Origin of the sequence: Gemmiger formicilis, from assembly GCF_018784445.1 — a bacterium.
Taxonomy (GTDB): domain Bacteria; phylum Bacillota; class Clostridia; order Oscillospirales; family Ruminococcaceae; genus Gemmiger.
Genome location: NZ_WQOH01000005.1, coordinates 1 through 23,902 on the forward strand (window position 1 = coordinate 1; position 23,902 = coordinate 23,902).

The following is a 23,902-nucleotide window of genomic DNA, read 5'->3' on the forward strand; positions in this document are numbered from 1 at the left end:
TCACAGACAGCAAGCCCTTTCGGCTGCTTGAACAATTTTTACTTCAAAATATTGTCTAACTTTTGGGGGTCACTTCATTTTACGTCGGATGGGGCTTACTTTTATACTTTTCTTCGTCCTATTTTGTTCCGGGCATCATTCACCATGCCGTTCAGCCGCTCCCCCATAAAGGTCAGCCCCGCCAGGGTCGGGGCGCTGAGGGCCAGCAATACGACCAAGACCAGCATGCCGCCCAAGTCCAGCCGCACCAGTGGCAGCCAGGGGGCCAGCAGGAACGCCCCCGCGACCCCCATCACCGTCATGCCGCCCCAGATGATCCAGTGCAGCGGCGTGAACGGAATGCAGACACCCCACAAGATCTGCAAGCCTACGCACAAAATCACGAAGGTGCAGATCGTGCCCACCATGTCTGTGGGGATATCAAACGCATAGCCAAACCCCTGGGTGCAGAACACGAGCAGGAAGTCTGTCAGCCCGCCGGGCAGCGCGGCCCGCAGGACGTTGCGCATGAATTTCCCGCGCACCAGCTCGTGGTTTGGCTCCAATGCCAGGAAAAACGCCGGTGCGCCGATGGTGGCAAATGTGACGAGGGACAGCTGCAAAGGCTGGAACGGATAGGCCAGCGGCAGCGCCAATGCCACGATGCTGAGCAGGAACGAGAAAATATTTTTGACCAGAAACAGCGACGCTGACCGCTGGATATTGTTGATGACACGCCGCCCCTCGCCCACAACGCTGGGCAGTGCTGCAAAGTCAGAATCCAACAGCACCAGCTGCGCCACCTGGCTGGCGGCCTGTGCACCGGACGCCATGGCGATGCCGCAGTCGGCATCTTTTAACGCTAATACGTCATTTACGCCATCTCCGGTCATGGCGACCGTGTGTCCTTTCGCCTGCAAGGCGTGGACGAGCTGGCGCTTCTGCTCGGGCGTCACACGGCCAAAGACCGTGCATTTTTCGGCGGCCTCGGCCAGCGCCTGCTCACTGCGCAGCGTCGCGGCGTCCACCCAGCGCTCGGCCCCCGCAATGCCTGCGTTGGCGGCCACATGGCTGACGGCCTGCGGGTCATCGCCCGAAATGACCTTGACCGCCACACCCTGCTTGGCAAAGTAGCGGAAGGTCTTGGGCGCGTTTTCCCGGATGCGGTTTTGCAGCGGCAGCAGCGCCAGAAATTCCAGCTGCGCGGGATCGAGCGCGGCTGGCGGGTCGGGCAGTGCGGCGTTATATTTTGCCAGCAGCAGCACGCGGCGGCCCTGGGCCAGCAGCGGTGCCAGCTTGTCGGCAAGCTCCCCTGCCCGCACCCCGGCCAGCACATCCGGCGCACCGACGACGTAGCAGCCCTGCGCGCCAAAATCCTTGGCGCTGTACTTGTACGCCGTATTGAAGGGCACGCTGCGCCGCGCAAACCAGTCGGTGCCGCCCTGCCCGAATCGGGCCGCCAGAGCACGGCCGGTGTCATTGTCGGGCTGCTCACCCGCGTAAAAGCTCGCCAAAATCGCGTCCAGCGGTGCATTTTCCGCCAGTGGAAGCGGATCGTCGGCCTGCATGGCGCTTTCGGTGATCGTGCCAGTCTTGTCCACACAGAGAGTGTCCACCCGGGCCAGCGTCTCAATGCAGTTCATATCGCGGGTCAGCACCTTGCGGCGGGCCAGGCGCATCATGCTCACGGCCAAGGCTACGCTGGTCAGCAGGTACAGCCCCTCGGGGATCATGCCGATGAGCGCCGCGACCGTCGCGTCCACGGTGTCCTTCATCGGCAGTTCCAGCACCCAATGCTGCTTCCAGATCAGCACCGCGCCGATGGGAACCAACGCAATACCGATGAATTTTATCAGCTTATCCAGGCTGCGCATCATTTCGCCCCGAGCGACTTTGTGGCCGTTGGCCTGGGCCTCGGCGGTCAGGCGGCTGGCGTAGCTCTCGGCCCCGACGCGGGTCAGCCGGGCGACGCAGCGCCCCGCCATTAAAAAGCTGCCGGATTTCAGCTCCGCGCCGCACTCCTTCGGCACAGCCCGGGCCTCGCCGGTGATGAGGGATTCGTTCGCCTGGGCACTGCCGTCCAGCACAACGGCGTCGGCCACGATCTGGTCGCCCGCGCCGAACTCGACCACATCGTCCTGCACAAGGTCGTCGGACAGCACCTCGCACCACCGGCCGTCCCGCAGGCAGCGAATTTTCTGCGCCGAGACAAGGGTCAATTTGTCGATGGTACGTTTGGCGCGCAGCTGCTGCACGATGCCGATGAGGGTATTGCAAAACACGATGCCAAGGAACCCCATGTTCAGCCAGGAGCGCACGAGCGCCAGCATAACGGCCAGCACAAGGAACACAAGGTTGAAGTAGGTGCAGATATTGTCCCGCACGATCTCGCCGGTGGTCTTGGTCTGGGACTTGGGCGGCGTGTTCGTCTGCCCCGCCGCGCGGCGTGCGTTGACCTCGGCAGCGGTCAGCCCGGTGATGGATGGCATGAGGGGGTGGCTCCTTTCAGGTGGTAGAGGTTGTAGGGGCCGGGTATGCCCGGCCCGGTCGCAGAAGGCAAACGACCGTTTATGGGAAAGCTGCGGGCCGCACCTGTGCGGCCCCCACAATAGTAAAACGAACTACATCAGCTTATTATGGCAAGTATACCCGCCAAGTATGAACAAAACAAGTGCCCGGCTGCGTTTTGGGGCAGTCGGGCACTTTTGTCTATATGCGGTTGTCGCGGCTTTATCTTTCCAACGGCTCAAACGCCTCCGCCGGGTCGGCGGCCACGGCTTCCAGGTTCTTTGTCAGCTGGTTCAGCACCTTGTAAAACGTCGCCAGGTCGGCAGGATCTATCCCCTCGTCGGCGCGGCGCTCCACGTCACGTACCACGGCGGTCACACGGGCGGCGCGGTCGCGGCCCGCGTCGGTCAACAGATACAGCGCGTTGTACTTGCCGGGCGCACCGCACTTTTCCACCAGGCCGCTGCGGACCAAATCCGCCAGCACGCGGGAAATCATGGCCGGGTCCAAGTCGCACCGCTCAGTCAGGTCGGAGAAATGCCAGCCCTCGGGGGCGGCTGCCAGCTGGCAGAGCACCAGCGTGTGGCCCGCTTTCAGCGCAATGCGGCCCATACCGCTGGTCTTGATGCGCTGGATGACCTTTTGCAGCCGCGCCAGCGAGACGGACAGTCGAATGAAACGGTCCTGCATATCAATCTTCCTTCAGCTCGCCGCGGGAGGCCGCCTTCAGATACGCAAAGATGAAGCCGTCCAGGTCGCCGTCCATGACGGCCTGTACGTTGCTGCTCTCGTAGCCGGTGCGGTTGTCCTTGACCAGCGTGTAGGGCATGAACACATAGCTGCGGATCTGGTGGCCCCAGGCAATCTCGTTCTGCACGCCCTTGATGTCGTCGATTTTGTCCTTGTGCTGCTGCAAAGCGATCTGGTACAGCTTGGCCTTCATCATTTCCATGGCGTACTCACGGTTCTGCAGCTGGCTGCGCTGGGTCTGGCAGCTGGTCACAATGCCGGTGGGCTTGTGGATCAGGCGCACGGCCGAGGACGTCTTGTTGATGTGCTGGCCGCCCGCGCCGGAGGAACGGTAGACCTGCATCTCGATATCGGCGGGGTTGATTTCGATATTGATGTTGTTGTCCAGCTCGGGCATGACCTCCAGGCTGGAGAAGCTCGTCTGGCGGCGGGCGTTGGCGTCAAACGGGCTGATGCGCACCAGGCGGTGGACGCCGTGCTCGCTTTTGAGCATACCGTAGGCGTTTGCGCCCTTGACCATCATGGAGGCGGACTTGATACCGGCCTCGTCGCCGTCCAGCACGTCCAGCACCTCAACGCTGTACCCGTGGGCTTCGGCCCAGCGGGTGTACATACGGTAGAGCATTTCGGCCCAGTCCTGGGCCTCGGTGCCGCCGGTGCCTGCGTGGAAGGTCAGGATGGCGTTGTTGTGGTCGTACTCGCCGTTCAGCATCGTCATGAGCTGCAGCTCGTCGATGGACTTCTCGACGCCCTCAACGGCCTCCTCACCCTCGGCGGCCAGGGCGGGATCGTTCTCTTCCTCGATCATTTCCAGCAGCGTCTCGGCTTCCTCATACTGGGTGGCCAGCTTGCCGAAACGCTCGAGCTTGTTCTTCACTTCGCCCATCTCACCGATGATTTTCTGGCTGCGGGCCTGGTCATCGTAGAAGCCGGGCATCGTCATCTGGTGTTCCAGCTCGGCAAGGCGCTTCTCGCTGGCCTCAATGGACAGGGCGTCGCGCAGGTCGTCCACAGCGGTTTTCATGCCGCCGAGTTTTGCTTTCAGTTCGTCAATGGTAATCATATATGGTATCCCTCATCACATAAGTTGGCATAAAATTACATAGTACCATTATAAGCGAATTGGCGGGCGTTGTAAAGAGGGGCAGCCGCATAAAATATTTGTAAAAGAGGGATGTATCCCTCTCGGCAAAAACAACGCCGCCATATAGGGGCCGGGTATGCCCGGCCCGCAGCCTTCGGGCAAACGACCACCCGGCCCCTACCCGGTGGCGCAAGGAAAAAGGGCAATAAATTCATTTCTCTTGTAAAGTTTTTATGTTTTCTTTGCATTTATCCATTTGATGCGGTATAATGTCTTTATGTTACTGAAAGAAGAACGAGGACACACCACATGACACGTTACACCGGAAACCACTGCCCTGTCTGCGAACAGGCATTTACCGACGAGGACGATATCGTCGTTTGCCCTGACTGCGGCACACCCTACCACCGGGCCTGCTGGCAAAAAGTTGGCGTATGTATGCACAAATCCGAGCACGCCGCCGGGTTTGAGTGGCAGCCTGAGGTCGGCCCCGACGCCGACAAGGCCGCACACGAGGCCACCTGCCCCAACTGCGGCACCCACAACACGCCGGGCGCGGTGCGCTGTGCGCACTGCGGCTGCCCCCTGCCCAAAGCGCCGGACCCCATCACCGCTAAGACAGACGATGAAAAGTCTGTGCCCATCTACGCCCGCGACCCGTCCGCGGTGAACAACAGCCGCACCGCGCCCGGGCCGCACACTGACACCTTCGGCACCGGCGAGGACGGCGGCATCTACCGCCGCGAGATCGGCCCCGAGGACCCCATCGACGGCATCAAGGCCAAGGACTGGGCCGCCTACGTGGGCCGCAGCCCGATGTACTACCTGATGCAGTTTTTCCGCATGAGCATGACGAAGAAGAATGCCACGGTCTGCCTGTCGGCATTTTTGTTCGGCCCTGCGTACCTTTTCTACCGCAAGATGTGGAAAGAGGGTCTGCTGGCCGCACTTGTGATGCTGCTGCTCAGCGCGCCGGAGCTGATTGCCATTGTGGCGACGTTCAACCCGACACTGTTCGGCTCGCTGCCGCTGGGGTGGATCCCCACGGCGGCCAACATCTGCGCCGTGGCGGCGTGGGCGTTCAAAATCGTGCTGGGCCTGTTTGCGGTATCGTGGTACCGCAACAATGCCAAGCGCAGCATTGAGAAAATTTATGCCGACTACCCCGAGGGCGACGCCCGCACCGATGCCCTGCTGCAAAAGGGCGGCACGAGCTTTTTGTCGGTGATTTTGTACTACGCCGTCATTCTGCTGCTGGCGTCCCTGGTCATCAACCTGGCCGGCCCCGATTTTGTGCAGTATGCCATGGCGATGAGTGGGTATTGATGGCACCGCAAAACAACGCAATACACCAATGGTGTTAAAATAGGAGGAAACTTATGAAAACCGCATTAGTTATTATGGCCGCTGGTATCGGCTCCCGCTTCGGCGGCGGCATCAAGCAGCTGGCAGCCGTCGGCCCCAACGGCGAGATCATCATGGACTATTCCATTCATGACGCCATCGAGGCCGGGTTTGACAAAATCGTCTTTATCATCCGCCACGATATCGAGGACGCCTTCAAAGCGGCCATCGGCGACCGCATCGAGAAAATCTGCGCCGAGCTGGGCGTTGAGATCGACTACGCGTTCCAGGCGTTGGAGAACGTTCCCGCCGGGTACGCTGTGCCCGAGGGCCGCAGCAAGCCCTGGGGCACCGGCCAGGCTGTGCTGGCCTGCAAGGGCATCATCAAGGAGCCGTTCGCCGTTATCAACGCCGACGACTACTACGGCAAAGAGGCTTTTGTCCAGCTGCACGACTTTTTGCAGGGCTACACGCCCGACAAGTCCGGCGACCTGGCCATGGCGGGCTTTGTGCTGAAAAACACCCTGAGCGACAACGGCGCTGTCACCCGCGGCATCTGCCAGATGAACGACGCCCACTACCTGACCGGCGTGCTGGAGACCAGCGGCATTGAAAAGACCGCCGACGGCGCAGCAGCGGGCGGCAAGAGCATCGACACGGACAGCCTTGTCTCGATGAATATGTGGGCACTGACCCCGGAGTTTGTGGACCTGCTGGACGCCGGTTTTGTTGAGTTCTTTGAGAAGGCCGAGCCTGCCAACCCGCTGAAAGCCGAGTACCTGCTGCCCATCTACATTGACGAGCTGCTGCACGCGGGCAAGGTCAGCGTCAAAGTCCTGCCCACCCACGACAAGTGGTTCGGCGTGACCTACGCCGAGGACAAGCAGACCGTCATTGACAGCTTCGCCAAGCTGGTCGCCGATGGCGTGTATAAAAAAGATTTGTTCAGCGATTTGAAGAAGTAAGAAAGCAAAGCCTCCCTTTGACAAGGGAGGCTTTAGGCTTCCCCCTTGGGGGAAGACAAAACCGCCCCATGCACCATCACGGTGCATGGGGCGGTTTGCTTTTGCTATTTCAGAACAACCTTAGTTCTGCTTTTTCTTCAAATAGGCGGTCACACCCAGGCCCAGCAGGGCGGCGATGGAGATAACGACGATCGGGATGATCGGCATATCATCGCTGGTCTGCGGGATGGTGCTGGCCTTGGCAGCTTGGGCTGCACTGGTGGTCTGCGGCGTGTACACGCCCTTGACGTTGGCATAGCCGGAAAGCTGCTTCGCGCTTTCCAAATGGCCGCAGGTATCGCACTTGTAGCCCCCCATTGCATTCTGTCAATGCGCAGTTGATACATTTGTGTAAATTGTGTGGAATTTTTCCCATGCGCACAAAAATCCCGGGCTGGTTTGTGCAAGTTGATGGATTTTGGCTCCCATGTAGGGGCCGGGTATGCCCGGCCCTCGCGTGAAAGGCAGGCGGTCGTCTGCCTAAAAGTCGCGGGCCGCACATGTGTGGCCCCTACATTCTCTGCCCCGGGCAGGCTATTGACAACCCCACCATAAAATGCGACAATAAAAACAAAATTACAGCAGGCCCTGCCGGGCTTTTGGTTGAAAATTGCAAAAGCCTGGCACACAACGCTATGGAAAGCCGAGGCAAAAGGCGGTATGGTTAATACAACAGAATCAACACACCGCATACACCGTTACAGGAGGGTACTTATGGCAAAGAACGAATTGGACATTACGACCCTGACCCCGGAGCAGCGCGACGCGCGCCTGGCCCTGGATGTGGAGCGCCTGCTGCGCTTTGGCCGCAAGCACAAGCTCATCAAAGACCTGGACGTTCTGGTGGCACGCAACACCCTGTTGGACCTGCTGGCCCTGGCCGCCCCCAGCGAGGCCAAGCCCCCGAAGGAGGACCCCGCCACCCCCGCCGCCCTGCTGGACGAGATGGTCGAGCTGGCCGCCCAGAAGGAACTGTTCGACGGCGCGGTGAACCAGTACCGCATCAACTTTGAGACACGCCTGATGGGTGCCCTGATGCCCCGCGAGAGCGAAGTCTGCAAAAAGTTCAAGAAGCTCTACCAGAAGCAGGGCGCAAAGGCCGCCACCGACTGGTTCTATCAGCTCTGCGTGGACACTAACTACATCCGCACCGCGCAGATCGCCAAGAACATCCAGTGGAACACCGCCACCCCCTACGGCGAACTGGAAATCACCATCAACCTGACCAAGCCTGAAAAAGACCCCAAGACCATCGCGCTGGAGCGTTTGCAGCCCAAGAGCGGCTACCCGGCCTGTATGCTCTGCAAAGAGAATATCGGCTATGCCGGGCGCATCAACTTTCCCGCGCGGCAGACCCACCGCATTGTGCCCATTACGCTGGCGGGCGAGCAGTTCTACCTGCAATACAGTCCCTATGCCTACTTCCACGAGCATTGCATCATGCTCCACGAGCAGCACAAGCCCATGGAGATGAATAAACAGACACTGGCCGAAATTTTTGATTTTGTGGCGCAGTTCCCCCACTATACCTGCGGCTCCAACGCCGACCTGCCGATCGTCGGCGGCAGCATTCTGAGCCACAGCCACTTCCAGGGCGGGCGGTATGTCTTCCCGATGCAGAAGGCCGATATTGCCGTACCTATGGCAGATATCCGCTATCCCGGCGTCAAGGCCGGCATTTTGAACTGGCCTGTCTCCGCCGTGCGCCTGGTGGGCCGCAGCAGCCAGCAGATGCAAATCGTGGCAAACAACATCCTGACCGCCTGGCGCACCTACACCGACGAGAGCGTCGGTATTCTGGCCGAGACCGACGGCACGCCCCACAACACCGTGACGCCGATCCTGCACTACGACGAGACGGATGGGTTCATCCTGGACCTGGCCCTGCGCAACAACCGCACCAGCGAGGAGTTCCCGGACGGTATCTTCCACCCGCACAAGGAATACCACAATATTAAAAAGGAAAACATCGGCCTGATCGAGGTCATGGGCCTGGCGATTTTGCCCGCCCGCCTGAAGGATCAGGGTGCGCAGATTGCGGAGATTCTGGCGGGCCAGCGCCCGAACACGAGCCGTGAGCCGGGCGACACCCTGGCCGTACACGCCGATTGGATCGACGAGCTGATTGCCAAGTACGGCACCCACATGAAGCCCGAAGCCGCCAACAAGGCCGTGAAAGCGGAGATCGGCACAGTGTTCAGCCACGTTTTGGAGAATGCCGGTGTGTTCAAGCAGGACGCCCAGGGTCAGGCCGCATTTGTGCGGTTTATGCAGAGCGTAGGGTTTAAGAAAGTGTAAAATCGCATAAGAAACAGGGACATCGACCCGGAAGGGCTGGTGTCCCTGTTTTCGTTGCCTTGTAGGGGCCGGGTATGCCCGGCCCGCGGCCTTCCGGCAGGCAGTCGTCTGCCGTACACGCGCGGGCCGCACATGTGCGGCCCCTACAACTCAATGATGTTTACCGTGAAATCCGCCGCACACGACCCGGGAGGGATGAATCCCTCCCCTACGTTTCTTCCCTGTACCCGCACTCCCACAGCACGCCCCAATCGGGCTCTTCATCGATTCCGGCTTCCACGCGGGCCAAATTTGCATTGATGATGCGTTGTTTCATGTTCACGCAGGCCAGAACCGTAAAGCTGACCGCCAGCACCAGAATGGCGATATGCGCCGCCGGGATGGCGCGGAACACCCGCACCAGCGCCAGCACGCACCAGACCGCCAACACGCCGAGGAACCACCCCGCGATGACCCGCCGGGGCGTCAGGCCGTAGAGGACGACATAGACCGCCAGCTTGCCCGCCGCCAGCGCAGCAAACGCCAGCCCGAAGCCGCAGAACACCGCGGCCAGCGCTTTGGGCAGCGGTGCGCGGCCCAGAAAATGCACACCCGCCAGCACGCCGAAGTTGAGCAGCAGAATTTTTTGCAGCTCCCAGAAGCCGTCCACCGCAAAGGCAGCGGCGTCCAGAGCGCTTAACCCCAGGGGCGCGGCGGCGAACCACTCCCCCGCCTGCACGGCGAAGAACAGCGCGTAAACACCGCAGAGCGCGGCTACCGCTACCGTTGCCGTACTGCGCGGCACAATGCGGGCGTGTTCCAGCGCAGCGGTACATTGGGCCGCCGTCGTGGGCGGTTCGGTGCGGCGCAGTGCACCGAACACCAGCCCGTACAGCCACGCGCCCACCGGCAGCGACAGCAGAATATACATCAGTGTATCGATATATTTTATATTGTTGAGCAGGCTGTTCCACCAGTCGGCCACACTCTGGCCCAGCGCCGCAAAGTTGGCATCGGCGGCGGCCAGCAAGCCCCACGCCGTACCGCAGAGCGCCAGCGTCAGTGCCGCCGTAGCCAGCACGCGCAGCGCCTTACGGACTTTTATGCGGCCATGCAGGCCGGTTTTCAGCGCAGAAAACACCGTGCGCACCCGCAGGAAGAAATTGCCGAAGGGCAGCCGGAACACCCCGGCCAGGCCATCCAGCAAAACCAGGCTGCCGCTGTGCCCCTGGGCCAGCATTCCGCAGCGGGCCAGCACGTACCAGACGGCGAAAATGTGCCACGCCATCCACTGCCATGCGCCCAGCGGGTCCGGCTGGTAGCCGAACAGCGGGTACGTCAGCGACAGCGCCAGCCAGCACCCGGCCCAGATCGGGGTTTCCCGGGCGGCGGTGCGGTGGGCCGCCCGAGCGGCGAGGTCGGTATATAGAATAAAGAGAGCGGCGAAAATCGGCATCCCCCAGTCCGAATATGACTGCGGAAACATCACTCCGCGCAGATAAAAATACGCCAGCGGGTACATCAAAAGTGCATACAGCATAGCGAAACCACCTTCCCGTAGGGGCCGGATATGTCCGGCCCGGTCGTGTAAAATTACGTGGGCGTTTGCGGGTAAGCCGCGGGCCGGGCATGCCCGGCCCCTACCGATTCTCGTCCGGCACAAACTCCAGAATATCCCCCGGCTGGCAGTCCAGCGCCTTGCAGAGGGCTTCCAGTGTCGAGAACCGCACGGCCTTGGCCTTGTTGTTTTTCAAAATCGACAAATTTGCCGGGGTGATGCCGATTTCCTCAGCCAGCTCGCCCGCACCTTTGTGGCGGCGCGCCATCATCACATCCAGATTGACCACGATAGGCATAGCACCGCCCCCTTAAATCGTTAAGTCCAGCTCGTCCTTCATGCGGACGGCCTGTTCAAAAGCGTTTTTCAGCACCCGGACGATGAGCGCCATAAACGCCGCTGCCACGCCCAAAAACGCAAACGGAAGGTAGATGCCCACCCCCGCAGGCAGGCAGAGCACCGCTGCGCCCACGCAGCACCAGCTGATGCGCCGCAGCGCTGTGACGTTGGCGGGCACAAAAATCTGCCCGGCCTCGATGCGGCGCAGGAATTTGTACAGGCTGAACAGCATCCCGAACGCCAGCACCGCGCACAGGTAGCCCAACACCAGCAACACCGGCCCTGTGCGCGGCGGCAGCGCGTGGGCCGTGACCATCCAGCGGGTCAGCCATGGGCCGGATATTGTCATAATGGCGCTGCCCAAAATGGCCGTCGCCACGACCACCCGGGTCAGCGTGATACTTTTGCGGTCGTTCCAATGGTAGTTCATAGGTAGCTCTCCTGTTGCTGCAAATGGTTGTTATTGTAGGGACGGATGCAGGCATCGCCCCCTGCATGTGGGATGCCCCGCTTTCATTGTTTGCAGTATACCACGGCGCATATCGTTTTGCAAGTATTTTTTATCGTTTTTCGATAAATTTGTAAAACCTGCAAGATTCATTTGCGTATTGACACAAAATGTTGTATCATAGCTGTGTATCGAAACAAAAAAGAGGGGTGCACCGCATGAAATTACCCTTTTGCCGGACCGCGCTGCTGGCTGCGGCGCTGGGCGTCTGCTTGGTGGGCTGCAAGCCCGCTGCCACCGATGAGCCTGCTGCCTTCGCCACAGCCGAAACAGCCGAGGTCGCTGCCACGCTGACGCCCACGGCCGCGACGACCGCACAGCCTGTCGCCGCCGAAATCGGGACCGTGCTGCCCGCCACCGAGGACGCGGGCCGCAGCTACCTGGACGAGACGCTGTTTATCGGCGACTCAAACACCGTGCGCTACACGATGTACGCCGACGAAACCGGCACGGCCTTTGCATCGGTGGACAACAGCATCGGTGTCGTCAGCATGGGCGCTGGTGCTATTACCACGCTGAAATGTGAAAAATTCAAGGGTTCCTCCACAATGTACACCGTGCCGGACGCCGTGGCGATGCTCAAGCCCCAGCGCATCATCATCTGTTACGGCACCAACAACCTGGGCGGCTCGTCCACCGACGCGACCAGCTACATCAAGACCTATTTGCAGGGCTTGCAGGCCATCCAGACTGCGTGGCCCTACTGCGATATCATCGTCAGTGCCATCCCGCCGCTGGACAAACAGCGCGAGAACACCAACCTGACCATGACCCAGGTGGACGCCTATAATGCCGCACTGGTGACGATGTGCGAGGAAAACGGCTTTAAGTTTTTGAACAGCGCCGAGGTCCTGCGCGACGACGCCACAGGCTGGGCCAAGACTGATTACACGCTGTCCGACGGCGTGCACCTGTCAAAAACCGCCGTTACAGCGTACTTTGACTATGTGCGCACCCACGCCTATATCACCGAGGACCGCCGCCCGCAGCCGTTGGGGTCCATCCCCCAGCCCGACGGCGTCCCTGCGAACCTTATCACCAGCGACCCGATAGCCGTGCGCGGCGCGAAGGTCCCGCTGGAATTTGTCGCCACAAACGGCGGCAAGGTCAGCGGCTCCACCAGCCAGCTGGTCAAGAAGGGCGGCACCGCCAGCGCCGTGACCGCCGTGGCCGACGAGGGCTTTGTCTTTGCGGGCTGGACGGCCAGTTCCGGCGGCAGTTACAGCAGCGCGACCATCAGCTTTACGATGCCCCAGAACGCCGACGCGGGCGGCGTGGTGCTGACGGCGCACTTCAAGGCCGACGCCCACGAGCACGAGTATGTTGAGGTCGAGGGCACCAAGACTGCCGCCACCTGCCTGAAGGCCGGGTCCGCCAAGTACAAGTGCAAAATCTGCGGCGAAGTCGTCGAGAAGGACATTAAGCCGCTGGGCCACGACTGGGATGATGGGGTGCAGAAGGGCGCGGAAATCATCTACACCTGCAAGCGCGAGGGCTGCGGCGAGACGAAGGTCGAGGCCGCCAAGGCCACGCCGTCGCCCTCCCCAACGCCACAGCCCACCGCAACACCGGTCGTGACGGCGGCACCAACGGCAGTGCCCACCCAGGCACCGACGCCGGTGCCGACGGCAGTACCCACAGCCGCACCGACCGCCGTGCCCGCCACACCCGAGCCAACGGCAGTGCCGACACCGACACCGGAACCGCACACCCATGATTTCCAGCTGATCAGTGACACCGCCACCTGCACGGCAGGCGGCACAAAAACCTACCGATGCAGCTGCGGCGAGACAAAAGCGGAGGAATCTGCCGCACTGGGGCACAGCGGCGTTGAGCAGTCCGACGGCAGCGTTGTGTGCTCCCGCTGTAACGAGGTTTTGCGGGCCGCACCTGCGCCAGAACCAGTTACGCCGAGTGAATCAACAACGGAAAGTGACACCCCCACCGAGTAACCACCATGTAGGGGCCGCACATATGCGGCCCGCAGCTTTCCGGTAAACGACCGTTTGCCTTCCACGTGCGGGCCGGGCATGTCCGGCCCCTACAAGTCCGAATGAAAGAGGAATCCATGTCTGAAACCACCACCCCGCAGCGCCCGAAAAATGGGGCGCTGATACGCCGTTTTCTTCCGTATATGGTCAAATACCGCGGCGTGCTGGCGTTTGATCTGTTCTGCGCCGCGCTGACAACGCTCTGCGATATCGCGCTGCCCACCATCATGCGCAACCTGACAAATACCGTCAGCGCTGCGGCCCTTACCGTGGACGCCGTGCTGAAAATGGCGGCGCTCTACTTTGTACTGCGCGTCATCGACGGCGCGGCCAGTTACTTTATGTCCGGCATCGGCCACATCATGGGCGTACATATCGAGACGGATATGCGCCGCGACGCCTTTGACCACCTGCTGCGGCTGGACCACACTTACTACAATAACACGAAGGTCGGCCAGATTATGGGCCGCATCACCAACGATCTGTTTGACGTGACCGAGTTTGCCCACCACTGCCCCGAGGAATTTTTCATTGCGGGCATAAAGATCGTGGCATCGTTCGTTATCCTCTGCCAGGCCAGTGTGCCGCTGACGCTGGTGGTGTTTGCCTGTGTGCCGCTGATGGGCGTTGTGTCGGTCAAACTCAACCACAAACTGCGGGAGCGGTTCCGCCAGCAGCGATTCCAGATTGGTGAACTGAACGCCACGATTGAGGACAGCCTGCTGGGCCAGCGAGTCGTCAAGGCGTTTGCGGCGGAAGATTTGGAGCGTGAAAAGTTTGAGCAGGGCAACCGCGATTTTGAAAACATCAAGACGCTGGGCTACTATGCCATGGCCGCGTTCAACACGTCCACCCGCCTTTTTGACGGCCTGATGTACTTTGTTGTCATCCTGGCGGGCGGTCTGTCCCTTGTGTATGGGGCCATCAGCGCGGGCGATCTGGTTGCCTACGTGCTGTACGTGTCCACGCTGATTGCCACGATCCGCCGCATCGTCGAATTTGCCGAGCAGTTCCAGCGCGGCATGACCGGCATCGAGCGCTTTGCGGAAATCATGGACACCCCTATCACGATTGCCGACGCCCCCAACGCGAAGGACTTGGAAGTCAAAGAGGGCGGCATCGACTTTGACGATGTGAGCTTTGAGTACCCCGACGACCACAATAAAGTGCTGCGCCACGTGGATCTGCACATCCTCCCGGGCGAGAATGTCGCGCTGGTCGGGCCGTCCGGCGGCGGCAAAACGACGCTGTGCAACCTGATTCCCCGCTTCTACGATGTGACTGGCGGCACCATCCGCATTGACGGCCAGGATGTGCGCAGTGTAACGCTGCACAGCCTGCGCAGTGCCATCGGCGTGGTGCAGCAGGACGTGTATCTTTTCAGCGGCACAGTGGCGGAGAATATCGCCTACGGCCGTCCGGGCGCGACCCGCGCCGAAATTGAGGAAGCTGCCCGCCTGGCTGGGGCTGACGCCTTTGTCCGCGCCTTGAAGGACGGCTATGACACCTATGTCGGTGAGCGCGGTGTCAAGCTCTCCGGCGGGCAGAAGCAGCGCCTCGCCATTGCCCGCGTATTTTTGAAGAACCCGCGCATTCTGCTGTTAGACGAGGCCACGAGTGCCCTGGACAACGAGAGCGAGATTTTGGTCGGCCAGAGCCTGGACAAACTGGCGAAGGGCCGCACAACGCTGACGATTGCCCACCGCCTGACGACCATCAAGAACGCCGACCGCATCCTCGTTTTGGGCAAGGACGGCATTGAGGAAGAAGGCAGCCATGAAGAGCTGCTGGCGAAGCAGGGCGTATATTATAGGTTGTGGAATGGGCTGGTGAGCGGGGAAACCTTGTAAAACGGCTTCTCCCTTGGGGGAGAAGCTGCTCGCGAAGCGGGCTGATGAGGGGAGATTTACCCCCGCCGCCCCTTACCGGGCAATCCCCTCATCCGGCCTTCGGCCACCTTCCCCCATCGGGGGAAGGCTTTTTTATTTGCTCCAACATCCTCTTCATATTCAAGCAGAACGTCATCAAATTCGACACCACCATCACCCCCAGGAACCCCATCATGCCATATTTCGGCACAACAAACCAGATGGCTGTGATGCGCAATATCGAGTCCAGCAGCGAATAGCGGAACGTCGCCAGCTGCTCCCCCAGGCCCTTCAGCACGCCGTCCACCATGCTTTCCAGGTACATGAACGGCGCGACAAAGCCTAAAATCTGCACATACCGTCCGACCTCGGCGTCGTGGTAGACGAACTGCGCCAGCGGCGCACCGAACACCACAAATCCGGCCCCTGCCGCCAGCGAGAATGCGCCGGTCAGACGCAGCATCGTGAAAATCAAGCGGCGCATGGCGGCGGTGTCTCCCTTGGTGTGGGCGCGGGTGATTTCCGGCATCAGCAGGCCGGACAGCGCCCCCAGCACCGAAAACGGAAAGAACAGCAGCGGCAGCGCCATCCCTTTCAGGCTGCCGTACTGGGCCACGGCCTCGGTGCGGCTGCCGGTGCAGAGCGCCAGCGTGTAGGGAATCAGACTGCTCTCGGCCGCCTGCAGGGCGCTGGCCAACAGGCGGCTGCCTTCGACCGGCCAAAGAATATCGTAGAGTTCCCTGCGGGTGTAGGGGTGCAGCGGGGCGCCTGGACGGGGCACAAATTCCGGCGTGCGGGCGGCAAACGCCAGCATGACGCCGCAGGAAACGCCCTCGCTGACCGTGTTGCCCAGCAGCACGGCGGCGCAGCCGTACCCCGCGCCCCACTGGGCCAGCGCCCGCAGCCCCGCCACGGCAACAGCCATCCGCACCAGCTGCTCGATGAACTGCGCTGTGATATTGGGCTGCACCCGCCGCGCAGCCAAAAAGCACCCCCGCACCGCTCCGGACACCGCCATAAACGGCAGGCTGGGGGCCAAAATCAGCAGCGCGGTCTCGGCGCGGATATCGTGCAGCAGATACCGTGCACACGGCCCGGCCAGCACGGCCTGCGCCACCATGGCTGTTGTGCCGAAGCCCAGTGCCGTGAAGCACAACCCACGCAGCGTCTCAGCCATGCCGCTGCCCCGGGCCAGGCTTTGGGCCGCCAGCCGCGCCGACGCCACGTTGATGCCCGCCGTGGCGAAGGACACAAACACCATGTACAGCGCCAGAATCAGCTGGTACAGGCCCATGCCCTCGCCGCCCAGGTAGGCTGCCAGCACGACCCGGAACCCCATGCCCAGCGCCCGCAGCACCAGCCCCGACCCGGTGAGCAGCGCCGCGTTTTGCAGATAGGTCTTGCGTTTGCTCATACGCCGCCCCCTTCCCCTGCTGATGGGTATGCGGGGAAATCGGTCGGTATGACTTGCAGATTATCTGTTTGCTGTGCTAAGATATACGTAGGGCGGGGTGAGGTCAGGCCGCCATACAACCTCAAATAAAATGGGAGATTTTTACCATGAATCAAGCCACTACCATTGCCGCATACTTGCGGGAAAAATTACCGTTCGCCCCGGATATTGCCCTTGTGCTGGGGTCGGGCCTGGGCGGGCTGGCAGAACAAATTGAAAATGCCGTCATCATCCCCTACCGCAGCGTGCCGGGGTTCCCTGTGTCCACCGCGCCGGGGCACGCCGGGCAGTTTGTGGCCGGGCAGCTGGCGGGCAAAAATGTCCTGTGTATGCAGGGGCGGTTCCACTATTATGAGGGCCACGACATGGCCGCCATTGCTCTGCCTGTACGGGTGTTCAAGGCACTGGGCTGCCGTGCGCTGGTGCTGACCAACGCGGCGGGCGGCGTGAACTGGGATTTCAATGTCGGCGACATCATGCTCATCACCGACCACATCAACTTTATGGGCGCGAACCCCCTGCGCGGCACAAACGATGACAGCACCGGTCCGCGCTTTTGCGATATGACCCACACCTACACGCCGGAATTGCAGGAAAAAGCGCTTGCCGTTGCCAAAAAGCAAAACATCCTGCTGCAAAAGGGCGTCTACCTCGGCTACATGGGGCCGAGCTTTGAGACCCCCGCCGAGATCCGCGCGTTTCGCGTTTTGGGTGCGGACGCCGTGGGCATGAGCACCGTGCCCGAGGCCATCGCCGCCAGCCACTGCGATCTGCCGGTGGTGGCACTGAGCCTGATTACCAACATGGCCGCCGGGATGGCGGGCAAGCGGCTGGACGGGGCCGAGGTCATCGAGATTGCCGACCGGCGCGGTCCGGTGTTCCAGAAGTTGGTCAAGGGAATCGTAGAAGTGTTATAAAATCATGCCAGGTCGCTTTTAAATTTGTGAGTGTTCTTGCATTCCGGTGCGATTTTTGGTAAACTGAAGAAAGAGCAATTTTTAAAGGAGCAAACATACCATGAGCGAATGTACCCACGATTGCAGCAGCTGCAGTGCCAGCTGTGACCACCGCGCACCGCAGCATGAGCCGCCGCACGAGCGCAGCCGTATCCAAAAAGTGATCGGCGTCGTTTCCGGCAAGGGCGGCGTCGGCAAAAGCATGACCAGCGCAATGCTGGCCGTCTCGATGCGCCGCCTCGGCTTCAAGGCCGGCGTGCTGGACGCTGACATCACCGGTCCTTCCATCCCCCGCCTGTTCGGCGTCAAGGGTCCCGCCACCGGCGACGGCACCAGCATCAATCCGGTTTGCAGCCGCACCGGCGTGGAAATTATGAGCATCAACCTTCTGCTTGATGACCCCGAGGCCCCCGTTGTCTGGCGCGGCCCCGTCATTGCGGGCGCTGTCAAGCAGTTCTGGCAGGAGGTCGTGTGGGACGTTGACTTTCTCTTCGTCGATATGCCCCCGGGAACCGGCGATGTGCCGCTGACCGTCTTCCAGACGCTGCCGGTGGACGGCATCGTCATCGTGTCCAGCCCGCAGGAACTGGTCGGCATGATCGTCGGCAAAGCCGTCCAGATGGCCCAGATGATGCACGTGCCCATCCTCGGCTTGGTCGAGAACATGAGCTACGCCGTCTGCCCCGACTGCGGCAAGCATATCAACGTGTTTGGCGACAGCCATGTGGACGAGATTGCCGACAAGTACAAGCTGCCGGTGCTGGCGAAAATGCCCATCGATCCCGAGCTTGCCAAGGAGGCCGACGCGGGCATGATCGAGGTCTTTGCGGGTGATTACCTCGACAATGCAGCCCGGACCGTGGCAAAGCTGCTGAAGAAGTAAAACGCTGCGGCGTTAACTTTTGAGGAGGTACCTACTTATGAAAAAGTTCTTTGAAGAGTTCAAAGCCTTCGCCCTGAAGGGCAACATGATGGATATGGCCATCGGTGTTATCATCGGCGGTGCGTTCTCCACGCTGGTCACTTCCCTGACCGACAACCTCATCAGCCCCATCCTGGGCATTTTGGGCAAGGTGAACTTTGACGCCATGATGTGGGACGTTTTCGGCGATGGCAAGCTGGTTTTTAAGTATGGTGCCTTTATCACGGCTGTCATCAACTTCCTGATCATGGCTTTTGTGCTGTTCTGCATCGTCAAAGCCATGAACAAACTGATGGAGGTGGGCAAGCACGAGGAAGCCGCCCCCGCTGAGCCGGAGGCCCCCGCCGCCCCCACGCAGGAAGAGCTGCTGGCCGACATCCTTGCTGAGCTGAAAAAGCAGAACGAGGAAAAAACGGCGTAATTTTCGCTTTATTACCAACAACAGCGCAGAGCCAGTGCAGCCCTGCGCTGTTGTGTTTTTTAGAGAATGGTGAACCAGCTGCCGGAGTAGAGCCTCCCTTGTCAAAGGGAGGCTTTCTTATCGCTCGCGGCTTAATTTTATTAAGTTTAAACTTCTATAATGAAATTTTCAAACGTTTTGCGCTTAATTTCCGTAAAATCTTCTGCTTTAGGATTGTAAAGCGCCTGGTTCTATGGTATGATGCAGGCAAGAACAAAGACGTTCCCACAAGGGGCTTATACGCCCCTTCGGGGACGTCTTTTTTGTTACCCCAAAGGCCGCAGCGTTATGTGCGTAGCTGCGTTTCTTTTGCATTGGGAAAGGAGCAGACAAGGCATGGAAAACTTTACCGAGCGCAGCACCCCCGCCGGGCTGTACAGCCCGCAGTTTGAGCATGACAACTGCGGCATTGGTGCCGTGGTGGATATCAAGGGGCGCAAGAGCCACAAAACCATTGATGATGCACTGCAAATCGTGGAGCATCTCGAACACCGCGCAGGCAAGGACGCCGAGGGCAAGACCGGCGACGGCGTCGGTATCTTAACGCAGATCAGCGACAAATTTTTCCAGAAAGCGGCGGCCGAGCTGGGCCTGGAAATCGGCAAAGAGCGGGAATACGGCATTGGTATGTTCTTTTTCCCGCAGGATGAACTCAAGCGCAACCAAGCCAAAAAGTTGTTTGAGATCGTCTGCAAAAAAGAGGGGCTTCCCTTCTTAGGCTGGCGCGAAGTCCCCACCTGCCCCGTGGTGCTGGGCCACAAGGCCATTGCCTGTATGCCTAGCATCTGGCAGGGCTTTGTGGGCAAGCCGCAGCGCGTAGAGGCGGGCATTGCCTTTGACCGCCGCCTGTATGTCGCCCGCCGCGTGTTTGAGCAGTCCAGCCCCGACACCTACGTTTGCAGCCTGTCCAGCCGGACCATCGTATATAAAGGTATGTTCCTCGTCAAGGAGCTGCGCCTGTTCTATCCCGACTTGCAGGATACCGACTACGAGTCCGCCATCGGTATGGTACACAGCCGCTTCTCCACCAACACCGCCCCCAGCTGGAACCGCGCCCACCCCAACCGCTTTATCCTGCACAACGGCGAGATCAACACCATCCGCGGCAACGTGGACACGATGCTGGCCCGCGAGGAGACCATCGGCTCCAATTACTTAAAGGACGATATGACGAAGGTTCTGCCCATCGTCAACCAGGGAGGCTCTGACTCTGCCCAGCTGGACAACACCCTGGAATTTATGGTCATGAACGGCATGGATCTGCCGCTGGCCGTCATGGTGACCATCCCCGAGCCTTGGGACAACAACAAATCCATGGACCCGAAGAAGCGTGATTTCTACCAGTATTACGCCACGATGCTGGAGCCGTGGGACGGCCCCGCCAGCATCCTGTTCAGCGACGGCGACATCATGGGCGCGGTGCTGGACCGCAACGGCCTGCGTCCCAGCCGGTACTACATCACGAAGGACGGCCGCCTGATTTTGTCCAGCGAGGTCGGCGTGCTGGATATCCCTGCTGACGAGGTCGTGCGCAAGGACCGCCTGCGCCCCGGCAAGATGCTGTTGGTGGACACCGTCAAGGGCGAGCTGGTGGACGACGAAAAGCTGAAGGCCGACTACGCCAGCCGCCAACCCTACGGCGAGTGGCTGGACCGCAACCTGGTTCCGCTGTCCAGCTTGAAGGTGCCCAACAAGAAGGTGCCCAGCTACACGAAAGACCAGCTCGTCCAGCTGCAAAAGGCCTTCGGCTACCGGTATGAGGACGTATCTACGATCATTCTGCCGATGGCGAAGAACGGCGGCGAGCCTGCCGGGGCCATGGGCAGCGATACCCCGCTGGCCGTTTTGAGCCACACGCGCCCGAGTTTGAGCGAGTACTTCAAGCAGATGTTCGCCCAGGTCACGAACCCGCCCATCGATGCCCTGCGCGAGAAGATCGTCACTTCCACCACCGTATATGTCGGTGCCCAGGGCAATTTGCTGGAAGAGGACGCCGACAACTGCAAGGTGCTGAAAATCGAGAACCCGATTCTGACCGAGACTGATCTGCTCAAAATCAAGGCGATGGATGTGCCCGGCTTCAAGGTCGTGACGCTGTCTATCTGCTACTACAAGAACACTGACCTGGAAAAGGCCATTGACCGCCTGTTTGTCGATGTGGACCGCGCCTACCGCGACGGTGCCAACATCCTGATTTTGTCCGACCGCGACATTGACGAGTACCACGTCGCCATCCCCAGCCTTTTGGCTGTGGGCGCAGTCAGCAAGTACCTGGTCCGCACCCGCAAGCGCACGGCTATGGCGCTGATTCTGGAAAGCGGCGAGCCGCGCCTGGTGCATGACTTTGCAACGCTCTTGGGCTACGGCGCAGCGGCCATCAACCCGTACCTGGCGCAGGAGACCATCGGCGGGCTGATTTCCGACGGCCTGCTCGACAAAGATTACTATGCCGCCGTCGAGGATTACAACAAGGCCGTCCTCGCGGGCATTGTCAAAATCGCGTCCAAGATGGGCATTTCCACCATCCAGTCCTACGCGGGCAGCCAGATTTTTGAAGCGCTGGGCATCTCAAAAGAGGTCGTGGACAAATACTTTACGAACACCGTCTCCCGCGTGGGCGGCATCACGATCCAGGATATCCAGAAGGATCTGGAAGCCCGCCATCAGGAAGCCTTTGACCCCCTGGGCCTGGATATCAACCGCGAACTGCCCAGCCTGGGTGCACACAAGTTCCGCGGCGGCCCCGCAGCCGAGCAGCATCTCTACAACCCGCAGACCATCCACCTGCTGCAGCAGGCCTGCTGGACCGGCAATTACGACACGTTCAAGCAGTACACCGCAGCTGCCGCCAATGAGAACGGCGACGCCATGCACCTGCGCAGCCTGCTGGATTTCAACTACCCCGAACAGGGTGTGTCCCTGGACGAGGTCGAGAGCGTCGATTCCATCGTGAAGCGCTTCAAGACCGCCGCCATGAGCTACGGTGCACTGTCTGAGGAAGCCCACGAATGCATGGCCATCGCTATGAACCGCCTGGGCGGTAAATCCAACACCGGCGAGGGCGGCGAGGCCGAGGACCGCTTCGGTACCGAGCGCAACTCCGCCATCAAGCAGGTAGCGTCCGCCCGCTTCGGCGTGACGAGCAAGTATCTCGTCTCCGCCAGCGAAATCCAAATCAAGATGGCCCAGGGTGCGAAGCCCGGCGAGGGCGGCCAGCTGCCCGGCGGCAAGGTCTACCCCTGGGTCGCTAAGACCCGCAACTCCACCACTGGTGTGGGCCTTATCTCTCCCCCGCCGCACCACGATATCTATTCCATTGAAGATCTGGCCCAGCTGATTTACGACCTGAAGTGCTCCAACCGCAAGGCCGCTATCAATGTCAAGCTGGTCAGCGAGGCCGGGGTCGGCACAATCGCCGCAGGCGTTGCCAAGGCAGGCGCGGAGGTCATCCTGATTTCCGGCTTTGACGGCGGCACCGGCGCAGCGCCCCGCAACTCCATTCACAACGCAGGCTTGCCTTGGGAGCTGGGCATTGCCGAGGCGCACCAGTGCCTCATCATGAACGGCCTGCGCAGCCGCGTCCGCATCGAGGCCGACAGCAAGCTGATGAGCGGCCGCGACGTTGCCATCGCCGCTCTGCTGGGTGCCGAGGAATTTGGTTTCGGCACCGGGCCACTGGTGGCCATGGGCTGCGTCATGATGCGCGTCTGCAATCTGGACACCTGCCCCATGGGCATCTGCACCCAGAACCCCGAGCTGCGCAAGCGCTTCAAGGGCAAGCCCGAGTACATCATGAACTTCATGCGCTTCATGGCCGAGGATCTGCGTGAGTATATGGCAAAGCTCGGCGTGCGCACCGTTGATGAACTCGTCGGCCGCACCGACCTGTTGAAGGTCAAGGCCGTGCCCGCAGGTTCCCGCGCCAGCGAGATGGATCTTTCGGCCCTCTTGCAGAACCCCTTGGTCGAGAACTCCAACGTACATTTCAACGCGAAGGATGTCTACAACTTCCAACTGGAAAAGACGCCCGACATGAAGGTGCTGATGAAGAAGTTCAAGAAGAATTTCGATTCCGCCGAGCCGAAGCCCAGCACCGTTACGCTGGATGTCGGCAACACCGACCGCGCCTTCGGCACGATCTTCGGCAGTGAAATCACCGCCAAGTTCGGCAACACCTTACCGGAAGATACCTTCCATGTCGTCTGCCACGGCTACGGCGGCCAGAGCTTTGGCGCGTTCATCCCCCAGGGCCTGACGCTGGAACTGGTCGGCGACGCCAACGACTACCTTGGCAAGGGCCTGTCTGGCGGCAAGCTCGTCGTCTATCCGCCGAAGGATGCCGCCTTTGACCGCAGCGAGAACATTGTCATCGGCAACGTGGCGCTCTACGGCGCAACCGGCGGCAAGGCGTTCATCAACGGTGTTGCGGGCGAGCGCTTCTGCGTGCGCAATTCCGGCGGCGTGGCCGTCGTTGAGGGCGTGGGCGACCACGGCTGCGAGTACATGACCGGCGGCACGGTGGTCGTGCTTGGCAAGACCGGCAAAAACTTTGCAGCCGGCATGAGCGGGGGCATTGCCTATGTCCTCGATGAGGACTGGGACTTCTACCAGCGCGTCAACAAAGACATGGTAAGCCTGGAGCCCGTGGAGCATAAGTACGATGTATCGCTGTTAAAAGACCTGATCCGTGAGCACGTCGAACTGACCGGGTCGCCGCGCGGCAAGGAAATCCTCGACAACTTCGGCGAGTATCTGCCCAAGTTCAAGAAGGTCCTGCCCCACGACTACGACAAGATGCTGCGCCTGATTGCCCAGATGGAAGAGAAGGGCGAGGACAGCGAGCAGGCCCAAATCGAGGCGTTCTACGCCATGAAAAGCGCAAAGTAAGGGAGGCAGAGTAT

At 60.6% G+C, this 23,902-nt stretch carries 17 protein-coding genes; 9 read left to right on the forward strand and 8 right to left on the reverse strand.

Going from position 1 to position 23,902, the window contains the following annotated elements:
* Nucleotides 1-101: 101 nt before the first annotated feature.
* The 3 genes from GPK89_RS02825 to prfB all read right to left on the reverse strand — a co-directional run bounded on the left by GPK89_RS02825 (nucleotide 102) and on the right by prfB (nucleotide 4,300).
* Nucleotides 102-2,468 carry an HAD-IC family P-type ATPase gene (locus GPK89_RS02825; protein ID WP_215691482.1) on the reverse strand — a complete coding sequence of 789 codons (2,367 nt, stop codon included), beginning with the start codon at nucleotides 2,466-2,468 and terminating at the stop codon, nucleotides 102-104.
* A gap of 241 nt (nucleotides 2,469-2,709) precedes the next feature.
* On the reverse strand, nucleotides 2,710-3,177 hold the full coding sequence (locus tag GPK89_RS02830) for a MarR family winged helix-turn-helix transcriptional regulator (protein WP_215691483.1): 468 nt from the start codon (nucleotides 3,175-3,177) through the stop codon (nucleotides 2,710-2,712).
* 1 nt (nucleotide 3,178) lies between these two features.
* On the reverse strand, nucleotides 3,179-4,300 hold the full coding sequence (gene prfB / locus GPK89_RS02835) for a peptide chain release factor 2 (protein WP_215691484.1): 1,122 nt from the start codon (nucleotides 4,298-4,300) through the stop codon (nucleotides 3,179-3,181).
* A gap of 330 nt (nucleotides 4,301-4,630) precedes the next feature.
* Here prfB and GPK89_RS02840 point away from each other — a divergent pair, with 330 nt between their 5' ends.
* Nucleotides 4,631-5,647, forward strand: coding sequence for an RING finger protein (locus GPK89_RS02840; protein ID WP_215691485.1), 1,017 nt, complete (start codon nucleotides 4,631-4,633; stop codon nucleotides 5,645-5,647).
* Between the two features lie 53 nt (nucleotides 5,648-5,700).
* Nucleotides 5,701-6,630, forward strand: a complete 930-nt coding sequence (locus GPK89_RS02845) for a nucleotidyltransferase family protein (protein ID WP_215691486.1) — start codon at nucleotides 5,701-5,703, stop codon at nucleotides 6,628-6,630.
* A 120-nt stretch (nucleotides 6,631-6,750) separates the two neighbouring features.
* Here the strand turns inward: GPK89_RS02845 and GPK89_RS02850 are convergent, their stop codons facing one another.
* Nucleotides 6,751-6,987, reverse strand: a complete 237-nt coding sequence (locus GPK89_RS02850) for an LPXTG cell wall anchor domain-containing protein (protein ID WP_215691487.1) — start codon at nucleotides 6,985-6,987, stop codon at nucleotides 6,751-6,753.
* Between the two features lie 396 nt (nucleotides 6,988-7,383).
* Here GPK89_RS02850 and GPK89_RS02855 point away from each other — a divergent pair, with 396 nt between their 5' ends.
* Nucleotides 7,384-8,967 carry a UDP-glucose--hexose-1-phosphate uridylyltransferase gene (locus GPK89_RS02855; protein ID WP_215691488.1) on the forward strand — a complete coding sequence of 528 codons (1,584 nt, stop codon included), beginning with the start codon at nucleotides 7,384-7,386 and terminating at the stop codon, nucleotides 8,965-8,967.
* A 208-nt stretch (nucleotides 8,968-9,175) separates the two neighbouring features.
* Here the strand turns inward: GPK89_RS02855 and GPK89_RS02860 are convergent, their stop codons facing one another.
* The 3 genes from GPK89_RS02860 to GPK89_RS02870 all read right to left on the reverse strand — a co-directional run bounded on the left by GPK89_RS02860 (nucleotide 9,176) and on the right by GPK89_RS02870 (nucleotide 11,273).
* Nucleotides 9,176-10,486 (reverse strand): DUF4153 domain-containing protein, encoded by a 1,311-nt coding sequence (locus GPK89_RS02860; RefSeq protein ID WP_215691489.1) that lies wholly within the window; start codon nucleotides 10,484-10,486, stop codon nucleotides 9,176-9,178.
* A gap of 100 nt (nucleotides 10,487-10,586) precedes the next feature.
* Nucleotides 10,587-10,802, reverse strand: a complete 216-nt coding sequence (locus GPK89_RS02865; RefSeq protein WP_215691490.1) for a helix-turn-helix domain-containing protein — start codon at nucleotides 10,800-10,802, stop codon at nucleotides 10,587-10,589.
* Nucleotides 10,803-10,814: 12 nt separating this feature from the next.
* Nucleotides 10,815-11,273 (reverse strand): DUF2975 domain-containing protein, encoded by a 459-nt coding sequence (locus GPK89_RS02870; RefSeq protein ID WP_215691491.1) that lies wholly within the window; start codon nucleotides 11,271-11,273, stop codon nucleotides 10,815-10,817.
* Between the two features lie 236 nt (nucleotides 11,274-11,509).
* Between GPK89_RS02870 and GPK89_RS02875 the strand changes: the two genes are divergently transcribed.
* Together GPK89_RS02875 and GPK89_RS02880 are read left to right on the forward strand one after the other, a co-directional pair.
* Complete coding sequence (locus tag GPK89_RS02875) at nucleotides 11,510-13,303, forward strand: GDSL-type esterase/lipase family protein (RefSeq protein WP_215691492.1); 1,794 nt, start codon at nucleotides 11,510-11,512, stop codon at nucleotides 13,301-13,303.
* A 116-nt stretch (nucleotides 13,304-13,419) separates the two neighbouring features.
* Nucleotides 13,420-15,192, forward strand: a complete 1,773-nt coding sequence (locus GPK89_RS02880; protein ID WP_215691493.1) for an ABC transporter ATP-binding protein — start codon at nucleotides 13,420-13,422, stop codon at nucleotides 15,190-15,192.
* An 88-nt stretch (nucleotides 15,193-15,280) separates the two neighbouring features.
* Here GPK89_RS02880 and GPK89_RS02885 read toward each other — a convergent pair whose 3' ends face one another.
* Complete coding sequence (locus tag GPK89_RS02885; RefSeq protein ID WP_215691494.1) at nucleotides 15,281-16,624, reverse strand: oligosaccharide flippase family protein; 1,344 nt, start codon at nucleotides 16,622-16,624, stop codon at nucleotides 15,281-15,283.
* Nucleotides 16,625-16,770: 146 nt separating this feature from the next.
* On the opposite strand from GPK89_RS02885, the gene GPK89_RS02890 reads away from it, so the two are divergent.
* The 4 genes from GPK89_RS02890 (at nucleotide 16,771) to gltB (ending at nucleotide 23,888) form a co-directional block, all read left to right on the forward strand.
* A complete protein-coding gene (locus GPK89_RS02890) occupies nucleotides 16,771-17,580 on the forward strand; it encodes a purine-nucleoside phosphorylase (RefSeq protein ID WP_215691495.1) in 810 nt (269 codons plus the stop codon).
* A 100-nt stretch (nucleotides 17,581-17,680) separates the two neighbouring features.
* The gene (locus GPK89_RS02895) at nucleotides 17,681-18,502 is read left to right on the forward strand and encodes an Mrp/NBP35 family ATP-binding protein (RefSeq protein WP_215691496.1); all 822 of its coding nucleotides are present in this window, start codon (nucleotides 17,681-17,683) and stop codon (nucleotides 18,500-18,502) included.
* Between the two features lie 37 nt (nucleotides 18,503-18,539).
* Entirely contained in the window at nucleotides 18,540-18,962 is a 423-nt protein-coding gene (mscL, locus tag GPK89_RS02900) for a large conductance mechanosensitive channel protein MscL (protein WP_215691497.1), read from the forward strand.
* Nucleotides 18,963-19,337: 375 nt separating this feature from the next.
* Nucleotides 19,338-23,888: a glutamate synthase large subunit gene (gene gltB / locus GPK89_RS02905; RefSeq protein ID WP_215691498.1), complete on the forward strand. Its 4,551-nt coding sequence runs from the start codon at nucleotides 19,338-19,340 to the stop codon at nucleotides 23,886-23,888.
* Nucleotides 23,889-23,902: the final 14 nt, after the last annotated feature.